Raw genomic sequence first — 14327 nt, forward strand, 5'->3', positions numbered from 1 at the left:
CGAACTACTTCGGCTCTTCCATCATCTTCGGAACTTCGAAGGTGCCTGCCTTGATCTCCGCCCGCTTGGCCTCCATCGCTGCCTCCGCCTCGGCAGGCGCCACGCCCTTGACGAAGACGATATCGCTGCCGCCTTCCTTCATCAGACCGTAGGACGTGTAGTTCCTGCCGACCGGTTTGCCGGCAGCGACGTCGGCGATCGCGGCATCGAGGATCGGGCGGAAATACCACATGGCGTTGGCAAACACCGTATCGGGATAACGCGGCGTATAATCGACCAGCGAGCCGACCGACTTGATGCCGCGTTCCTTGGCGGCATCGGCCGTGCCGATGCGCTCGCCGAACAGGATATCGGCGCCGGCGTCGATCTGGGCAAGACCAGCTTCGCGGGCCTTCGGCGGATCGAAGAAGGTGCCGATGAACGAGACGAGGTGTTTTGCATCCGGGTTGACCGCCTTGACGCCCGCGGCAAAGGCGTTGATCAGCATGTTGACCTCGGGGATCGGAATGGCGCCGACCGAACCGACGATGTTCGACTTGGTCATCTTGCCCGCCAGCATGCCGGCCAGATAGGCGCCGTCGTGGTTCCAGGTGCCGAAGACGCCGAAATTGTCGCCGGCCTGCTCGCCGCTTGAACCCAGCACGAAAGCGGTATCGGGATAGTCGGCCGCGACCTGCCGGGCCTCCTTCTCCACGGCATAGGCCTCGCCGATGATCAGCTTGTTGCCCTGTTCGGCATATTCGCGCATGGCGCGGGGATAATCGGTGCCGGAGACGCCTTCGGAGAAGACATATTCGATGACGCCGTCCTTGGCCGCGTCCTGAAGCGCCTTGTGAAGACAGGAATTCCAGGCGTTTTCAACCGGCGACGCATGAATGCCGGCAACTTTCAGCGGGGCGGCAGCCCTTGCGAGCGGGGCGAAGCTGCTGACTCCGAGCGCAATGCCCGATGCGATCACTGCCCGGCGTGAAATCAGGATGTCTTTGGTCATCGATTGCTCCCCTTTTTTACCATCTGGTTCAAAAATCATAGTAGCGCCTAAAAATGTGTCAAGGAGAGAAGAGGCTTAAAAATCAGGCTGATCGACCCCTTGGGCTCTTTCCTCGACCGCCGAATTTTTACGTGGCTGCTCGGCGTCGCGACTTGGCGGAAAGACCGTGGCGTGGCAGGCTGCACCTCGATGCCGCAGCGCTTCTCGGTTGAGAATTTCCATACCAATAATCGCCTCCTTCGTTTCGGCGCAGGGAGAGCTCGGACCGGATCTGCAGGGCTTGGCGCGGCGATATTTGCAGGATATGCAGAGAACTGTTGGGTGGGGAAACAAGAAAATGGGTGAAGAAGAAGACGCCTCGCGGCGACCGATCGCGAGCCGGTCATCGTCTTGGGCGATCGGCCTGAGTGCGTGGCTGGTGCGCACCGGCGTCACGCCGAACTGCATTTCGCTTTTCTCGATCCTGTTTGCCGGCATCGGCGCGGCGCTGATCCTGTTCACGGCCCATCCGATCGCCATGCTCTGCGCTGCGATCGCCGTGCAGATGCGGCTCGTCTGCAATTTGCTCGACGGCATGGTCGCGATCGAAGGCGGCAAGAAAACCAAGAGCGGCCCGATCTACAACGAATTTCCCGATCGGATCGCCGACAGCCTGCTAATTGTCGCGGCCGGCTATGCCTGCGGCTTTCCCTGGCTGGGTTGGCTGTCGGCGCTGCTCGCCGCGCTCACCGCCTATATCAGGGTCTTCGGTGGATCGGTCGGTCTGCCCCAGGATTTCAGCGGCATCATGGCCAAGCAGCGCCGCATGGCGGTGCTGACCGCCGGCCTGCTTGCCCAAAGCATCGAGACGCTGATATCGGCCAGCCGCTGGTCGCTGCTCATCGCCTCCATCATCATCGCGGCCGGCAGCCTCGTCACCTGCGTCACGCGCACGATAAGCCTCAGCCGCTCCCTGGAGAGCCTATGATTGCCATCATCCGTCGTCTTCTCGTGCTGTTCGTCCGTATCATGGTCGGCGCCCGAAGCGAGTGGCGGGGCTGCGTGCCCGACCCGCGCCGCCGCATCTATTTCGCCAATCACAACAGCCATGTCGATACCGTCGCCGTCATGGCCGCCCTCCCATGGCCGGTCCGCCGGATGACCCATCCTGTCGCGGCGCGCGATTATTGGGGAACGAGCCCGTTACGCCGCTTCATCGCCGAGAAAGGCCTGCGCGCCGTCCTAATAGACCGCAAGCCTCTGCCGGACAGCAATCCGCTGGAACCGCTCGAGCGGCTGCTCGAAGAGGGTCGTTCGATCCTGATCTTTCCCGAGGGGACGAGAAGCGCCAATGATGAGGTCGCCCCGTTCCGCAGCGGCATCTATCGCCTCGCCTGCCGTTTCCCCGATGTTGATCTCGTGCCGATCCATCTCGACAATCTTCAGCGCATTCTGCCCAAGGGAAGCTGGCTGATTGTCCCGATCACCTGCACGGCACGCTTCGGCAAGCCGCTGCGCGTCGAACCGGGCGAAGGAAAGGACGCATTCCTGGCCCGCGCCCGTGCAGCGGTTATCGAGCTTGCGGACGGAGTGCGTATCGCATGACCAACCTTTTCTCCATCGTACTTGCCGCAATCCTCGGCCTGCTTGCGGTCGCCTCTGCCATCGGTTTCACCCTGCAACGGCGCGCGACCGAGCCCGGCTCCGTAGCCACCGTCCACAACCTCAATGCCCGCATCCGCTCCTGGTGGATCATGGTCGCCGTCTTCGGCGGCGCGATCCTGCTCGGCGATACCGCGGTGGTCATCCTGTTCGGGTTTCTATCCTTCATGGCGCTTCGCGAATTCTGGACGCTGACGCCGTCGCGGCGCGGCGATCACCTGGCGCTGTTCCTGTCCTTCTTCGTGGTCCTGCCGGTGCAATATGTGCTGCTCGGAACGCTATGGTACGGCCTATTTTCGATCTTTATTCCGGTCTATGCCTTCCTGATCCTGCCGGCGGTGGCGACCCTGACGGGTGACGTCAACGAATTCCTGGCGCGAACCGCCAAGGTGCAATGGGGATTGATGCTGACGGTCTATTCGATCAGCCACGCACCGGCCCTCATGATGCTGCAGACCGGCACGCCGTCCGCGCTTCTTCTCATCTATCTCGTCATCGTCGTGCAACTCAGCGACGTCTTCCAGTATGTGTGGGGCAAGCTGCTCGGAAAGCACCGCTTCTCACCGAACATCAGCCCGTCGAAAACGCTCGAAGGCCTGATCGGCGGCGGCGCCTCGGCCATCCTCGTCGGAACGCTGCTCTATCGCCTGACGCCGTTTTCGCCGCTGCAGGCGGCGGCCGTCAGCACCGTCATCGTCGTCGCCGGCTTCTTCGGCGGTTTCGTGCTGTCGGCCATCAAGCGCGACCTCAACGCCAAGGATTGGGGTTATGTGATCGAAGGCCATGGCGGGGTGCTCGACCGTCTCGACTCCATCACCTTCGCCGCGCCGCTGTTCTTCCACATCGTGCGCTACTGGTTCACCACCTGAGGTGAAGGCATGCGGCCGACCGTTCAAGACCGGCCGATGTCCTCCAGGCTCTCGAACAGCCGGCGCTGAACATCCCGCTCCTGCCTGCCTATCGCCGTCATCAACTGGCCCATCGTTCCCCGCAGGCCGTGCAATTCGTCCACCAGCTCCATGACGATATCGACGCCGGCTTCGTTGACCCCCATGTTTCCCATGAGGTCCAGGATCAGCCGGGCGCGCGCGACGTCGGCGTCGTGAAACTGCCGTCCTTCATCCGACATCTCCGGGATCAGCCAGCCCTGTTCGATCCAGAGATCGAGCTGGACGACGTCGATTTTCAAGCAAAGACGGAATTCAAGATCATCCATGATCAGGCCTCCATGTTCTTCCTCGGATCGTATGGATTTGCCGTCGCCCATTCCTTCATCAGAGATATCAGCCGTTCGTCGGGATTGTCGGGCAGCACGATCTTCAGGGTGACATAGGCGTCGCCGTGCCCGCCGCCGCGTGTGGCGACACCCTTGCCCTTGAGACGCAGGACCTTGCCGGCATTCGAGTGCGGGGGCAGCGTCAGGTTGACCGGTCCCGACGGTGTCGGCACGCGGACCTTGCCGCCGAGCACCGCTTCACCGAGCGAGATCGGCAGCTCCAGGCGGATGTCGTCGCCGTCGCGCGTGAAGAAGCGGTGAGGCCCCACCCGGATTTCGATGAGGGCATCGCCCGGCAGCCCGCCTCCAATGCCCGGCTCGCCCTTGCCGCGCAGCCGCAAAGTCTGGCCGTCGCGGGTGCCTGGCGGGATCTGCACATCGAGCTGCGGCCCGTCCGGTAGTTTGATCTCGGTCCGGGTGCCGTTGACCGCCTCGAGAAAATCGACCTCCATGGAGAACCGCCGGTCCTGGCCCTGACTGCGCATCCTGCCGCCGCCGGCGCGGCGCGAGAAGAAATTGGCAAAGGAATTGTCGGCATCGGCGAAATCGGCAAAACCGGAACTGTTGCGGTAGGGATTACCGGGACCGCTCGCCGAGGCATAGTCGCGGTAATAGCTGCGCTGCGCCCGCTCGGCGCCCGTCATGTCGATCTCGCCGCGATCGAAGCGCCCGCGTTTTTCCTCGTCGCTCAAGATCTCGTAGGCGGTCGAAATTTCCTTGAACCGCTCCTCGGCCTTTTTGTCGCCGGGGTTAAGGTCGGGGTGAAGTTTCTTGGCGAGCTTGCGGAAGGCGCTTTGAATATCCTTCTGCGTCGCATCCCGTTTCACGCCCAGAAGCTCATAGGGATCCTGGCTCATGCATATCTCCGGTCAGGGCAGTCAATACTGCCGGTTGGCTTAGCAGAGATATAGGCTCTTAGGCCGCCGCCGGGGAGGGGAGACCGCATTGGATTAGAGCAGCGCCGTGTCTTCCGCTTGCGACTCCGCGCCGGAGTGCCTGCAATCGAAACGCCGATCAATGAGAACCGAGCATCCGGCGTGGCGCACGACCTTGTCGACGATCGAGGAGAAGACGTAGTCGGTGATATCGAGCACATGCGATGACAGCAGAATAAGATCAGCCGACGTCTCCCTGGCGACTGCGACGAGCAGGGAGGCGGCGGTGCCGACGCGAACTTCGATCGTCGCCGGAATCCCAAGCTCCTTGCAGAGCGCTGCAAGTTTTCTTTCCGCATCGGCCATGGCAGTCGTTTCGAATTCCTCGGGAAGCTCCACCAGGTGACGATGCGGGATGTTTTCGACGACGTGCACGACAACGATGCTGCCGCCTTCCTCCACCAGTGCCGCCGCCCGGCGCAGCAGGCGGTTTGCCGTTTGCCTGGAACCCATGCCGATGCCGCAGATGATCGTCCGATACATTGAGATCCATGTCCTGAGAATGCAGATAGCCGCTCCGATCATACCCGTATCGACCGCGTCTACTTTGACCAAAATCAAACCGAAATGCGCAACCACCATCGGCGGGCCGGACGGAAAACGCCCCTTCAACACGAGAGTTCTGCCGACGTGTCGCAGTTGACGGCGGCGCGATCGGCCATAGCTCTCATGCGATGCCGTCACACCATGAGGTTCACATGCCGGATTTTGCGATTATCGGAGCGGGCGCCATGGGAAGCGCTGTCGCCAGACGGCTTATCGACCATGGCGCCACGGTGCTGACCTGTCTCGAAGGTCGCAGTGAACAGACGATCGCGCGGGCTGCGGCAGCCGGCATGGTGCCGGTCGGCAGGCAGGATCTGGCGAAGGCCGCGCTCATCCTGTCGATTGTTCCGCCGGCGGAAGCGATCGGCGTTGCCGAGTTCGTCGCCGACATATCGTCGGGATTGCCGACGCCGCCGCCTTTCATCGACCTCAACGCGATTGCGCCGAAAACCATGCAGGCATTGGCGGCGCGGTTCGGCGGCACCACTATGGACGTGTTGGACGGCACCATCATCGGCGGGCCGCCGGCTCCCGGTAAACCAGGTCCGACCCTCTATGTCAGCGGCGATAGCGCGGAGCAAAGCAGGCTGCTCGAAGATTACGGCCTCAAGGTCCGCAGACTCGATGGGCCGCTCGGCGCGGCTTCGGCGCTGAAGATGTGTTACGCCGGCATCAACAAGGGCTTTACCGGCCTCGGCGCGGCGATGCTGCTTGCCGCATCGCGCTCGGGTGCTGCCGAAAGCCTGAAGGCCGAACTCACCGAAAGCCTTCCCGACGTCGACCGAAAGCTCTCGAAATCCATTCCCGACATGTATCCGAAAGCCTATCGCTGGGTCGCCGAAATGCAGGAGATCGCCGATTTCCTCGGAGAAGACGATCCGGCTGCGACGATTTTTCGGGGCATGGCGGAGGTTTTTGCCAGGCTGGCGGACGACGTCAAGGGCAGCCGTATGCTCACCAGTCAGTTGGACGAGATCCTGGCGGAAACCGGCGGCTGACCACTATGGCTCTTCGCCGTCGGCGCCCCCAACGGAGACGCCGACAGCTGGCGTACGGCCGGTCCAAACCGCGCCTATATCTTGGCGAAATCCTCGACCTGCGCCCGGATCGCGACCTCGGTCGGCAACCGCTCCATCGAGCTTGCGCCGTAAAAGCCGTTGCACCCCTTGCAGCGGGCGAGCACATGGGCCGCATCCGCCGGCATGGCGATCGGTCCGCCATGGCAGAGCACGATGACGTCGTCGCGCACCGACCTTGCGGCATCCGACCATGCGTTGATCTTCTCCACGCATCCGTCGAGCGTCAGCGCCGTTTCGGCGCCGATCGCGCCGCCCGTGGTCAGGCCGAGATGGCAGACGACGATATCGGCGCCGGCTTTGGTCATGGCTATGGCGTCCTCGCTGCTGAAGACGTAAGGGGTCGTCAGCATGTCCTTGGCATTGGCGCGGGCGATGATGTCGATTTCCAGATCGAAGCCCATGCCGGTCTCTTCTAGATTGGCGCGGAAGGTGCCGTCGATCAGCCCGACGGTCGGGAAATTCTGGATGCCGGCAAAACCCATTGCCTTCAACTCGTCGAGGAAAAGATCTGGCAGCATGAAGGGATCGGTGCCGTTGACGCCGGCAAGCACCGGCGTGTGGTGCACGACCGGCAGCACCTCGCGGCCCATCTCCTTGACAATCTCATTGGCATTGCCATAGGCGAGCAAGCCGGCCAGCGAGCCGCGCCCGGCCATGCGGTAACGACCGGAATTGTAGATCACGATCAGATCGATGCCGCCGGCCTCCTCGCTCTTGGCCGAAAGGCCGGTGCCGGCGCCGCCGCCGATGATCGGCCGGCCCGCGGCGATCTTGCGGCGAAGCTTGGTCAGAATGTCGTTTCTGTCGATACGGGTCAAAACTCTCTCCTTCAGGCATGAATGTCGTGGAAATTGGAAACGAGCACAGCCGCAAATTCCGGGCTGTTGATGTGGGCGTCGATCTCGACGAGGCGCCTGTTCTCCGCATCGCGCCAACCGGTACGGATGGCTGAAAACAGCGCCGCATCGGCGTCCGGATCGTGGAATGGCTGACCGACGGCATCGATGGCCGAAACACCTCGAAGCGGCAGCAGGAAGCAGACCGGACCCTGCATCCGGTTCAGCCGTTCGACGATAAAGGCACCGATCCGGGCGTTTTCCTCCGGCGTGGTGCGCATCAGCGTCACCTGCGCATTGTGGACGTGAAGTCTGCGGTCGCGAAAAGGCGCCGGCACGGTTTCCCGCGCACCGAAATTGACCATGTCGACGGCACCGACCGAGCCGACATAGGGCAGGCCGGTGCGGATGATGGCACCGAAGCGATCCTCGGTCGCCGGAAAGACGCCGCCGACCAGGAGGTCGGGAACCTCCGTCGTCGTCACATCGATCACGCCCTGCAGCAGACCGGAATCGGCAAGTTTCTCCATCGACTGGCCGCCGACGCCGGTTGCATGGAAGACGTAGATTTCATGCGTTTTGCCGAGCATGTCGCGAACCTGCGTGACGCAAGGCGTGGTGACGCCGAACATGGTCATGCCGATACCAAGCCGATCATCGCTCGAAGCGGCGATCGGATTGCGGGCCATGCCGGCGGCGGCGTTCGCCGCATTGCCGATCACTTTGCGCGAGATCGCGTTGAGGCCGGCGACATCGACGACCGAATACATCATGGTCAGATCGTTCGGCCCGACATAGGGCGCGACATTGCCGGAGGCGACCGTCGAGACCATCAGTTTCGGCAGGCCGATCGGAAGCGCACGCATCGCCTCGGTCACCAGCGCGGTATTGCCGGTTCCGCCAAGGCCGAGGACGGCGCCGATGTCATCACGCGATCTCAGGAATGCCGTCAGCGCCTTGGCCATGGCTGAGACCGCCGTTCCCCGATCGCTCTGCCCGAGCACGGCCGCCGCGCCCTCGGGATGAAATTCAGCGACTTCGCGCGGCCGGATGTCGGCGCCGGCATCCTCCCCAAGCGTGCCGACATCAACCAGCACGGCATCGGCGCCGGCCGCATGAACCACCTCCCGGGCGTAGTTCAGTTCCGCTCCCTTGGTGTCGCAGGTGCCGACGACATAGACCTTTCCCATTGGTTTTCCTCCTCTTTTTGAACTTTCTCTGTGTGTTTTCGATAAAATTTCCGATTTTGTATTTTCCATATTGTATATTCTTTCGCATATTGCATACTTAAATCATGAACGCCAGACGGAAATGGAGACCATGAACGCACCGCGCCACCTCACCCTTCGCGAGCGGATCTACGAGGAAATCGTTCGCCTGATCGTCTCCGGCGAACTGCCGAGCGGCGTCTCGATCGATGAAAAGGAACTCACGGAACGCCTGCAGGTCAGCCGCACGCCGTTCCGCGAGGCGATCGGCACGCTGGCCAAGGAAGGGCTGATCGAGATCAAGCCCTATCGCGGCTTCTTCGTGCGCAGCTTCACGCCGAAGGAGATCGATGATCTCTACAATCTGCGCAAGACGCTCGAATGTTTCGCCGTCGAGCTCGCCGTCCCGCAGATGAGCGACCGGCATATTTCAGGCTTCGAACGCATCCTGGACGAGGCGGTGGCGGCGCTGCGCCGCGGCGACATGGAGACCTATGGCATCCGCGACAAGGAATTTCACGAGACCATCGCCGAGCTGTCGGGAAGCCTGCCACTGATCGAGACGCTGGCGCGGCTGGCGCTGCAGATCCAGATCTGCCGCTCGATCGCCAATGAGAGCCGCGACCTGGCCGAAAGGGCGGCCGAGGAGCGCGATCAGATCCTGCAGGCTTTCCGGGCGCGCGACATTGGCCGCGCGAAGGCGCTGATGCACGCGCATATCAGCGACGTCCAGCAGGCGGTCATGGCGCGCTTTCAGAAGGGTTAGCCGAAGGACGTGAAGGAGAGGGAGGTCTCCTTTTCAACAGTAAAAACGTGGCCGAGGAGCGGCCCGGAGGAGGGAACAATGCTGAAATTTCTTGCCCGCAGCACGGCACTGGCGGCGATGCTTGCCGCAAGTTCGCTGGCGGCACATGCCGAGACCCTGAAGATGTGGGGGCCGGAACAGATCACCGAACCGCTGGTCGCGCAGCTCTGGAACGGCATCAAGGCCGATTTCGAGAAGGCCAATCCCGGCGTGACCGTCGAGTTCATGCCGCCGACCGGAACGATCAGCAATGGCGCGGTGCAGGCGGCGATCCAGTCGGATGCCGGCCCGGACGTGATCCTCACCAATTCAGGCATCGGCCGCATCAGCGTCGTCAAGAACGCCAAGCAGGTCATGCCGCTCACCAAGCAATATGAAAAGCGCGGCTGGAAGGACCAGATCTATCCCTGGCTCTACACCGAGCTGAAGGGCCAGTTCGGCGGCGAGATCTATGAGGTTCCCGATGGCCTCGATGCGCTTGGTATCTGGTACCACAAGGATATTTTCGCGCAGGCCGGCTGGAAGATCCCGGCGAGCTGGAGCGAATTCGAAGCGCTGATGAAATCGATCGAGGAGACCGGTCTGCAGCCGATCGCCATCGGCCCGCGCACAACGGGCAGCGCCGGCCATCTCTTCGGCAACCTGCTGCAATCGGCAAGCGGCAAGGAGGTGATCGGCAAGGCGCTGCGCCGCGAGATCGCTTGGGACGATCCATCGGTCGCCGCCGGCGCCATCCGGCTGCAGAAGCTGGTCGAGGCGGGCTATATCAAGAAGGAAATGGCGGGTCTCGATCTCGATGGCGCCTCGCGCCTCTGGTTCAACAAACGCGCGGCCATGTTCGTCGCAGGCCCCTGGTTCACCGCCAATGCCCGCAAGGCAGGCTATGACCTCACTAACGCCGGCTATGCGCCCATGCCTTCCGACATCCAGGGCGCGGCGATGCCGACCGGCGGCGTCGGCTGGAGCTGGCTGGTGCCGGTCAACTCAAAGCAGCCGGAACTCGCGATGAAATGGATCGACTTCATGCTGTCTGATGCGGTGATGAAGAAACGCGCCCAGGATCCGGCAAGCACGATGATCTATCCGCGTGAAATCACAGGCGTCGAGCCGCCGACCCCGGTGCTGAAGGATATCTTCACGGCCGCGGCCGGCGGCGTCGGCTACAATCCGAGCGTCTATCTGCCGGGCACCGTGCTCGACACCTATTTCCAGGTCATCCAGGGCCTCATCTCCGGCCAGATCGGCGGCGAGGACGGCATGAAGCAGATCCAGGCGAAGATGGCAGAGGCGAAATAGTGGTCATTCCAGAAACGCCCGGAAGCAAGGTCGTGGCTCCTCTCAGGGATGCGTCTGCCGTGGCGGGACATGCGGGCGGCCTGTCCGCCCGTATGTCCAAACGCCGTACGGCCAGGTCCGCTTCGCCCAACGGCGATGCCGGCACCGCGTTCTGGTTGATGGCGCCAGCACTCGGCCTCTATGCCGTCTTCACCCTGCTGCCGATCGTCGCCACCTTCTGGCTGAGCTTCAACAGCTCGGCCGGCTTCAACACATCCGCGAGCTTCGTCGGCTTCGGCAATTATGCCAAGGCGGCGCATGATCCGATCGTCTGGAAGAGCCTGGTCCATACCTTCGTCTGGCTGGCCTATCATGTGGTGATGGCGGGCGGGCTCGGCCTGCTGCTGGCGCTTGCCGTCAGCAGGCTGAGAGTGACGCAAGTCTTCTTCCGCACCGCCTTCTTCCTGCCGCATCTGGTGTCGCTCGCCGTCGTCGGCGTCATCTGGGCCAATATCTACGATCCGTTTTTTGGCCTGCTGAACACCGGCCTGACGCGGATCGGGCTCGGCGCCTTCACGCAGGGCTGGCTTTCCGACCCGGCGCTGGTGCTCTTTTCCGTCAATCTCGCAAGCTCCTGGCAGGGTTTCGGCCTCTACATGCTGCTCTTCATCGCCGGGCTGCAGAATATCGACCGCTCGCTTTACGATGCGGCTGAGGTGGACGGCGCCAACGCCTTCCAGAAGCTGATCCATGTGACGCTGCCGGGGCTTCGCGAGGTGACGACCTTCGTCGTTTCGCTGGCGATGATCAACGGCCTGAAGGGCTTCGCCACCGTCTTCGTCATGACCAATGGCGGCCCGTTCTATCAGAGCGAGCTGATCACCACCTACATCTACCGGCTTGCCTTCCAGTCCCAGGATCACGGGCTTGCGGCGGTGCTCTGCATCCTGCTGAGCCTACTTGCGATCGCCATCACCATCGTCTTCAACCGCTGGCGCGCGAGGCTTTCCCAATGAGTGTGCGCAATCGCGAATGGCCGGTGGCGCTGGCGCTGACCCCTGTTCTGATCCTGATCCTCGCCCCCTTCGTCTGGCTGCTGATATCGAGTTTCAAGACCGAGGCCGAGATCGGCCGAGCCGATCCCTTCACCTGGCCCGCCGACCTGATGTGGCGGAACTATCTGGACGCCTGGCAGATCGGCGGCTTCGGCGACCTCGTCGGCAACAGCCTCATCAACCTCATCGGTGTCGTCGCCCTGTCGCTCGTCACCTGCGCGCCGGCCGGTTATGCGCTCGCCAAAATCCGCTTTCCCGGCCGGGAATGGCTGTTCTATGCCTTCATCCTCGGCCTCACCGTGCCGGTCCAGGCGATCGTCATTCCGCTCTACCAGGTGCTTTTCGGACTGAACCTCGTCAACACGCTTGCTGGTATCGTGCTGGTGCAGGTCAGCAACGGCATTCCCTTCGGCATCTTCCTGATGCGGAGCTTCTTCATCGGCGTGCCGGATGATCTGATCGAGGCCGCCAAGATCGACGGCGCTTCGCATTTCCAGATCCTCACCAAGGTCTTTCTGCCGATCTCCACGCCGGCGGTGCAGGCGCTCGTCATCATCAGCGCGCTCTCCACCTGGAACGATTTCTTCCTGCCGCTGATCGTGCTGATCAGCCCTGAGGTCCAAACGCTGCCGCTCGGGCTGGTCCGTTTCGCCAGCACCTATGCCTCGGATTACCGCCTGGTCTTCTCAGGGACCGTGATTTCGTTCCTGCCGATCATTCTTCTCTACATCCTGATGCAGCGCCGCTTCACCGAGGGGCTGACGCAGGGAGCAATCAAGGGCTGACCATGTCGCACCACGTCCAGCGGGACATCCGCTACAATTTCGAATTCGACCATCGCATCAGGGCCTGCTTCATCGGCGCCGGCGGCCATGCCTATCGCAATGTCTATCCGGCACTGCGTTATGCACCGGTCGAGCTTGCCGGCATCTGCGATCTCGATCTCGGCCGCGCCGAAAAATTCGCCAAGCTTTTCGGCGCCGGCAAAGCCTATACCGATCACCGCGATATGCTCGAGCAGGAAAGGCCGGACCTGGTCTTTCTCGTCACCGCCTATCATCCCGACGGCCGGGTGCAGGCGACCGATCTGGCACTCGACGCGCTGGCAGCCGGCGCGCATGTCTGGATGGAGAAGCCGACGGCGGCGAGCCTGGAGGATATCGGAAGGCTGCAGGCGGCAAGTGCCGCGGCCGGCCGCATGGTGATGACCGGTCTCAAGAAGACCTTCTTCCCCACGATCGAGAAGCTCAGGGATTTGATCGGCTCGCCCGGCTTCGGCAGACTGACCTCGATCAACGTCCGCTATCCCCAGAGCCTGCCGAGCCCGGAAGACCGTGCCGATCTCGTCAAGATGCAGAGCTTCCTCGACCATATTTACCATCCGGGAGCGATCCTCAATTTTCTCGGCGGCGAGATCGAACGCGCCGGCTACGAATGGGAAGCGCTGACCGGAGCGACCGTCACCAGCCTGCGCTTCCGCTCCGGCGCGATCGGCACGCTGCATCTTGCCGCCGGCCAATCCGGCGGCAGCATCTTCGAGCGGGTGGAGATCATCGGCGAAGGCGCCAATGCCATCGTCGAAAACGGCAGCCGGCTGACCTACTTCCGCAAGGCGGAGCTGCCGTCCTATGGCCGCGCCGCAAGCTTCATCCAGCCGGACGAGAATGCCGCGCTCATCTACGAGCCGGAGCATTCGCTCGGCCAGCTCTACAACAACAATCTCTTCTATCTCGGCTATGTGCCCGAGATCCTGCATATGACGGATGCGATCCTTTCCGGCACATCGATCACCCGGGGCACGCTCGAAATCGCCCGCGAGATCATGAAGCTCTTCGAATTTTACCGACGCACGGATGCCGGCGTCACCACCAATCTCTGACGGGGAGGGACCGCCTTGAGCGAGACCGATATTATTTTCAGGAAAGCCGGCGGCGAATTCATGCCGACCACATGGGGCGAACTCAATTGGAAGATCACTGGCGACGGCACGCCCGGCGCCGAGATGACCTTCGGCACCTGCCGCATCAATCCCGGTGAGCGCAACCAGCTGCATTCGCATCCCGATTGCGAGGAGATCCTCTACGTCGTTTCCGGCCTTTGCGAACACAAGCTCGGCGATGCGCTTTACCGGCTCGAAGCCGGCGACGCCATCCGCATTCCCCGCAATGTCCGTCATTGGGCGCGCGCACTCGGCACCGAACCGCTCTTCGCCCTGATCATGTTTTCCTCCGGCACCAGGACGGCGGTCAATCATGAAGGCGAAGGCGCGGCCTGAGCGCAACCTGAGGAAAATATCATGGCGTCGATCGCGCTTCACAACATCCGCAAATCCTACGGCACGCTACCCGTCATCCATGGCGTCGATGTCGACATCGAAGATGGCGAGTTCATCGTGCTCGTCGGCCCGTCCGGCTGCGGCAAGTCCACGCTCTTACGCATGATTGCCGGCCTGGAGACGATCTCGGAGGGCCGTCTTTCGATCGACGGCCGCATGGTCAACGGCCTGCCGTCGAAGGAGCGGGACATTGCCATGGTGTTCCAGAGCTACGCGCTCTATCCGCATCTGACGGTCGCCGAGAATATGGGATTTTCGCTGAAGCTGCGCGGCACGGCCAAGGACGAGATCGGCCGGCGGGTGCAGTCCGCCGCCAGGATCCTGGCGATCGAACCCTATCTCGAC

18 protein-coding genes are annotated in these 14327 nt (G+C 62.4%); 11 read left to right on the top strand and 7 right to left on the bottom strand.

The genetic code is table 11. The features are described from left to right. Window positions 1-4: 4 nt before the first annotated feature. Both AF337_RS07240 and AF337_RS43170 read right to left on the bottom strand, forming a co-directional pair. On the bottom strand, window positions 5-991 hold the full coding sequence (locus AF337_RS07240) for a BMP family protein (RefSeq protein ID WP_049731583.1): 987 nt from the start codon (window positions 989-991) through the stop codon (window positions 5-7). Between the two features lie 75 nt (window positions 992-1066). After that, a complete protein-coding gene (locus AF337_RS43170; protein WP_160320261.1) occupies window positions 1067-1213 on the bottom strand; it encodes a hypothetical protein in 147 nt (48 codons plus the stop codon). 115 nt (window positions 1214-1328) lie between these two features. Between AF337_RS43170 and AF337_RS07245 the strand changes: the two genes are divergently transcribed. Genes AF337_RS07245 through AF337_RS07255 form a run of 3 tightly spaced genes read left to right on the top strand, consistent with a single transcriptional unit; the run spans window position 1329 to window position 3501 of the window. Next, a complete protein-coding gene (locus tag AF337_RS07245) occupies window positions 1329-1958 on the top strand; it encodes a CDP-alcohol phosphatidyltransferase family protein (RefSeq protein WP_049731584.1) in 630 nt (209 codons plus the stop codon). Next, the gene (locus AF337_RS07250) at window positions 1955-2575 is read left to right on the top strand and encodes a lysophospholipid acyltransferase family protein (RefSeq protein ID WP_049731585.1); all 621 of its coding nucleotides are present in this window, start codon (window positions 1955-1957) and stop codon (window positions 2573-2575) included. The genes AF337_RS07245 and AF337_RS07250 overlap by 4 nt, the downstream gene beginning before the upstream one ends. Continuing rightward, the gene (locus tag AF337_RS07255; protein WP_049731586.1) at window positions 2572-3501 is read left to right on the top strand and encodes a phosphatidate cytidylyltransferase; all 930 of its coding nucleotides are present in this window, start codon (window positions 2572-2574) and stop codon (window positions 3499-3501) included. Before AF337_RS07250 ends, AF337_RS07255 begins: the two co-directional genes overlap by 4 nt. A gap of 23 nt (window positions 3502-3524) precedes the next feature. Here AF337_RS07255 and AF337_RS07260 read toward each other — a convergent pair whose 3' ends face one another. The 3 genes from AF337_RS07260 to AF337_RS07270 form a co-directional block, all read right to left on the bottom strand. Continuing rightward, window positions 3525-3848, bottom strand: a complete 324-nt coding sequence (locus AF337_RS07260) for a chaperone modulator CbpM (protein ID WP_049731587.1) — start codon at window positions 3846-3848, stop codon at window positions 3525-3527. Window positions 3849-3850: 2 nt separating this feature from the next. Then, window positions 3851-4765: a DnaJ C-terminal domain-containing protein gene (locus AF337_RS07265; protein ID WP_049731588.1), complete on the bottom strand. Its 915-nt coding sequence runs from the start codon at window positions 4763-4765 to the stop codon at window positions 3851-3853. A gap of 93 nt (window positions 4766-4858) precedes the next feature. Beyond that, the gene (locus tag AF337_RS07270) at window positions 4859-5326 is read right to left on the bottom strand and encodes a universal stress protein (RefSeq protein ID WP_049731599.1); all 468 of its coding nucleotides are present in this window, start codon (window positions 5324-5326) and stop codon (window positions 4859-4861) included. A 215-nt stretch (window positions 5327-5541) separates the two neighbouring features. On the opposite strand from AF337_RS07270, the gene AF337_RS07275 reads away from it, so the two are divergent. After that, window positions 5542-6387 (top strand): NAD(P)-dependent oxidoreductase, encoded by an 846-nt coding sequence (locus AF337_RS07275; protein ID WP_049731589.1) that lies wholly within the window; start codon window positions 5542-5544, stop codon window positions 6385-6387. 74 nt (window positions 6388-6461) lie between these two features. Here the strand turns inward: AF337_RS07275 and AF337_RS07280 are convergent, their stop codons facing one another. Further along, the gene (locus AF337_RS07280; protein ID WP_049731590.1) at window positions 6462-7286 is read right to left on the bottom strand and encodes a phosphoenolpyruvate hydrolase family protein; all 825 of its coding nucleotides are present in this window, start codon (window positions 7284-7286) and stop codon (window positions 6462-6464) included. A gap of 11 nt (window positions 7287-7297) precedes the next feature. Then, window positions 7298-8494: a Tm-1-like ATP-binding domain-containing protein gene (locus AF337_RS07285; protein WP_049731591.1), complete on the bottom strand. Its 1197-nt coding sequence runs from the start codon at window positions 8492-8494 to the stop codon at window positions 7298-7300. Between the two features lie 130 nt (window positions 8495-8624). On the opposite strand from AF337_RS07285, the gene AF337_RS07290 reads away from it, so the two are divergent. From AF337_RS07290 to AF337_RS07320, 7 genes are all read left to right on the top strand, one after another. Next, window positions 8625-9278: a GntR family transcriptional regulator gene (locus tag AF337_RS07290; protein ID WP_049731592.1), complete on the top strand. Its 654-nt coding sequence runs from the start codon at window positions 8625-8627 to the stop codon at window positions 9276-9278. Between the two features lie 78 nt (window positions 9279-9356). Further along, complete coding sequence (locus tag AF337_RS07295; RefSeq protein ID WP_049731593.1) at window positions 9357-10613, top strand: ABC transporter substrate-binding protein; 1257 nt, start codon at window positions 9357-9359, stop codon at window positions 10611-10613. 92 nt (window positions 10614-10705) lie between these two features. Beyond that, window positions 10706-11608: a carbohydrate ABC transporter permease gene (locus AF337_RS07300; RefSeq protein WP_210293407.1), complete on the top strand. Its 903-nt coding sequence runs from the start codon at window positions 10706-10708 to the stop codon at window positions 11606-11608. Continuing rightward, the gene (locus AF337_RS07305; RefSeq protein ID WP_049731594.1) at window positions 11605-12432 is read left to right on the top strand and encodes a carbohydrate ABC transporter permease; all 828 of its coding nucleotides are present in this window, start codon (window positions 11605-11607) and stop codon (window positions 12430-12432) included. Before AF337_RS07300 ends, AF337_RS07305 begins: the two co-directional genes overlap by 4 nt. A gap of 2 nt (window positions 12433-12434) precedes the next feature. Next, window positions 12435-13526, top strand: coding sequence for a Gfo/Idh/MocA family protein (locus AF337_RS07310; RefSeq protein ID WP_049731595.1), 1092 nt, complete (start codon window positions 12435-12437; stop codon window positions 13524-13526). Window positions 13527-13541: 15 nt separating this feature from the next. Continuing rightward, window positions 13542-13922 (top strand): cupin domain-containing protein, encoded by a 381-nt coding sequence (locus AF337_RS07315; protein ID WP_049731596.1) that lies wholly within the window; start codon window positions 13542-13544, stop codon window positions 13920-13922. 21 nt (window positions 13923-13943) lie between these two features. Further along, window positions 13944-14327 (top strand): ABC transporter ATP-binding protein (locus AF337_RS07320; protein WP_152970945.1); only part of this gene is annotated, 384 nt, incomplete at its 3' end.

The organism is Rhizobium ecuadorense (assembly GCF_001187535.1).
GTDB classification, from domain to species: Bacteria; Pseudomonadota; Alphaproteobacteria; order Rhizobiales; family Rhizobiaceae; genus Rhizobium; species Rhizobium ecuadorense.

Bases quoted from the DNA above. Each gene is read 5' to 3' on its own strand.
- AF337_RS07240 (WP_049731583.1), bottom strand. From the start codon at position 991: ATGACCAAAGACATCCTGATTTCACGCCGGGCAGTGATCGCATCGGGC.
- AF337_RS43170 (WP_160320261.1), bottom strand. From the start codon at position 1,213: ATGGAAATTCTCAACCGAGAAGCGCTGCGGCATCGAGGTGCAGCCTGC.
- AF337_RS07245 (WP_049731584.1), top strand. From the start codon at position 1,329: ATGGGTGAAGAAGAAGACGCCTCGCGGCGACCGATCGCGAGCCGGTCA.
- AF337_RS07250 (WP_049731585.1), top strand. From the start codon at position 1,955: ATGATTGCCATCATCCGTCGTCTTCTCGTGCTGTTCGTCCGTATCATG.
- AF337_RS07255 (WP_049731586.1), top strand. From the start codon at position 2,572: ATGACCAACCTTTTCTCCATCGTACTTGCCGCAATCCTCGGCCTGCTT.
- AF337_RS07260 (WP_049731587.1), bottom strand. From the start codon at position 3,848: ATGGATGATCTTGAATTCCGTCTTTGCTTGAAAATCGACGTCGTCCAG.
- AF337_RS07265 (WP_049731588.1), bottom strand. From the start codon at position 4,765: ATGAGCCAGGATCCCTATGAGCTTCTGGGCGTGAAACGGGATGCGACG.
- AF337_RS07270 (WP_049731599.1), bottom strand. From the start codon at position 5,326: ATGTATCGGACGATCATCTGCGGCATCGGCATGGGTTCCAGGCAAACG.
- AF337_RS07275 (WP_049731589.1), top strand. From the start codon at position 5,542: ATGCCGGATTTTGCGATTATCGGAGCGGGCGCCATGGGAAGCGCTGTC.
- AF337_RS07285 (WP_049731591.1), bottom strand. From the start codon at position 8,494: ATGGGAAAGGTCTATGTCGTCGGCACCTGCGACACCAAGGGAGCGGAA.
- AF337_RS07290 (WP_049731592.1), top strand. From the start codon at position 8,625: ATGAACGCACCGCGCCACCTCACCCTTCGCGAGCGGATCTACGAGGAA.
- AF337_RS07295 (WP_049731593.1), top strand. From the start codon at position 9,357: ATGCTGAAATTTCTTGCCCGCAGCACGGCACTGGCGGCGATGCTTGCC.
- AF337_RS07300 (WP_210293407.1), top strand. From the start codon at position 10,706: ATGTCCAAACGCCGTACGGCCAGGTCCGCTTCGCCCAACGGCGATGCC.
- AF337_RS07305 (WP_049731594.1), top strand. From the start codon at position 11,605: ATGAGTGTGCGCAATCGCGAATGGCCGGTGGCGCTGGCGCTGACCCCT.
- AF337_RS07310 (WP_049731595.1), top strand. From the start codon at position 12,435: ATGTCGCACCACGTCCAGCGGGACATCCGCTACAATTTCGAATTCGAC.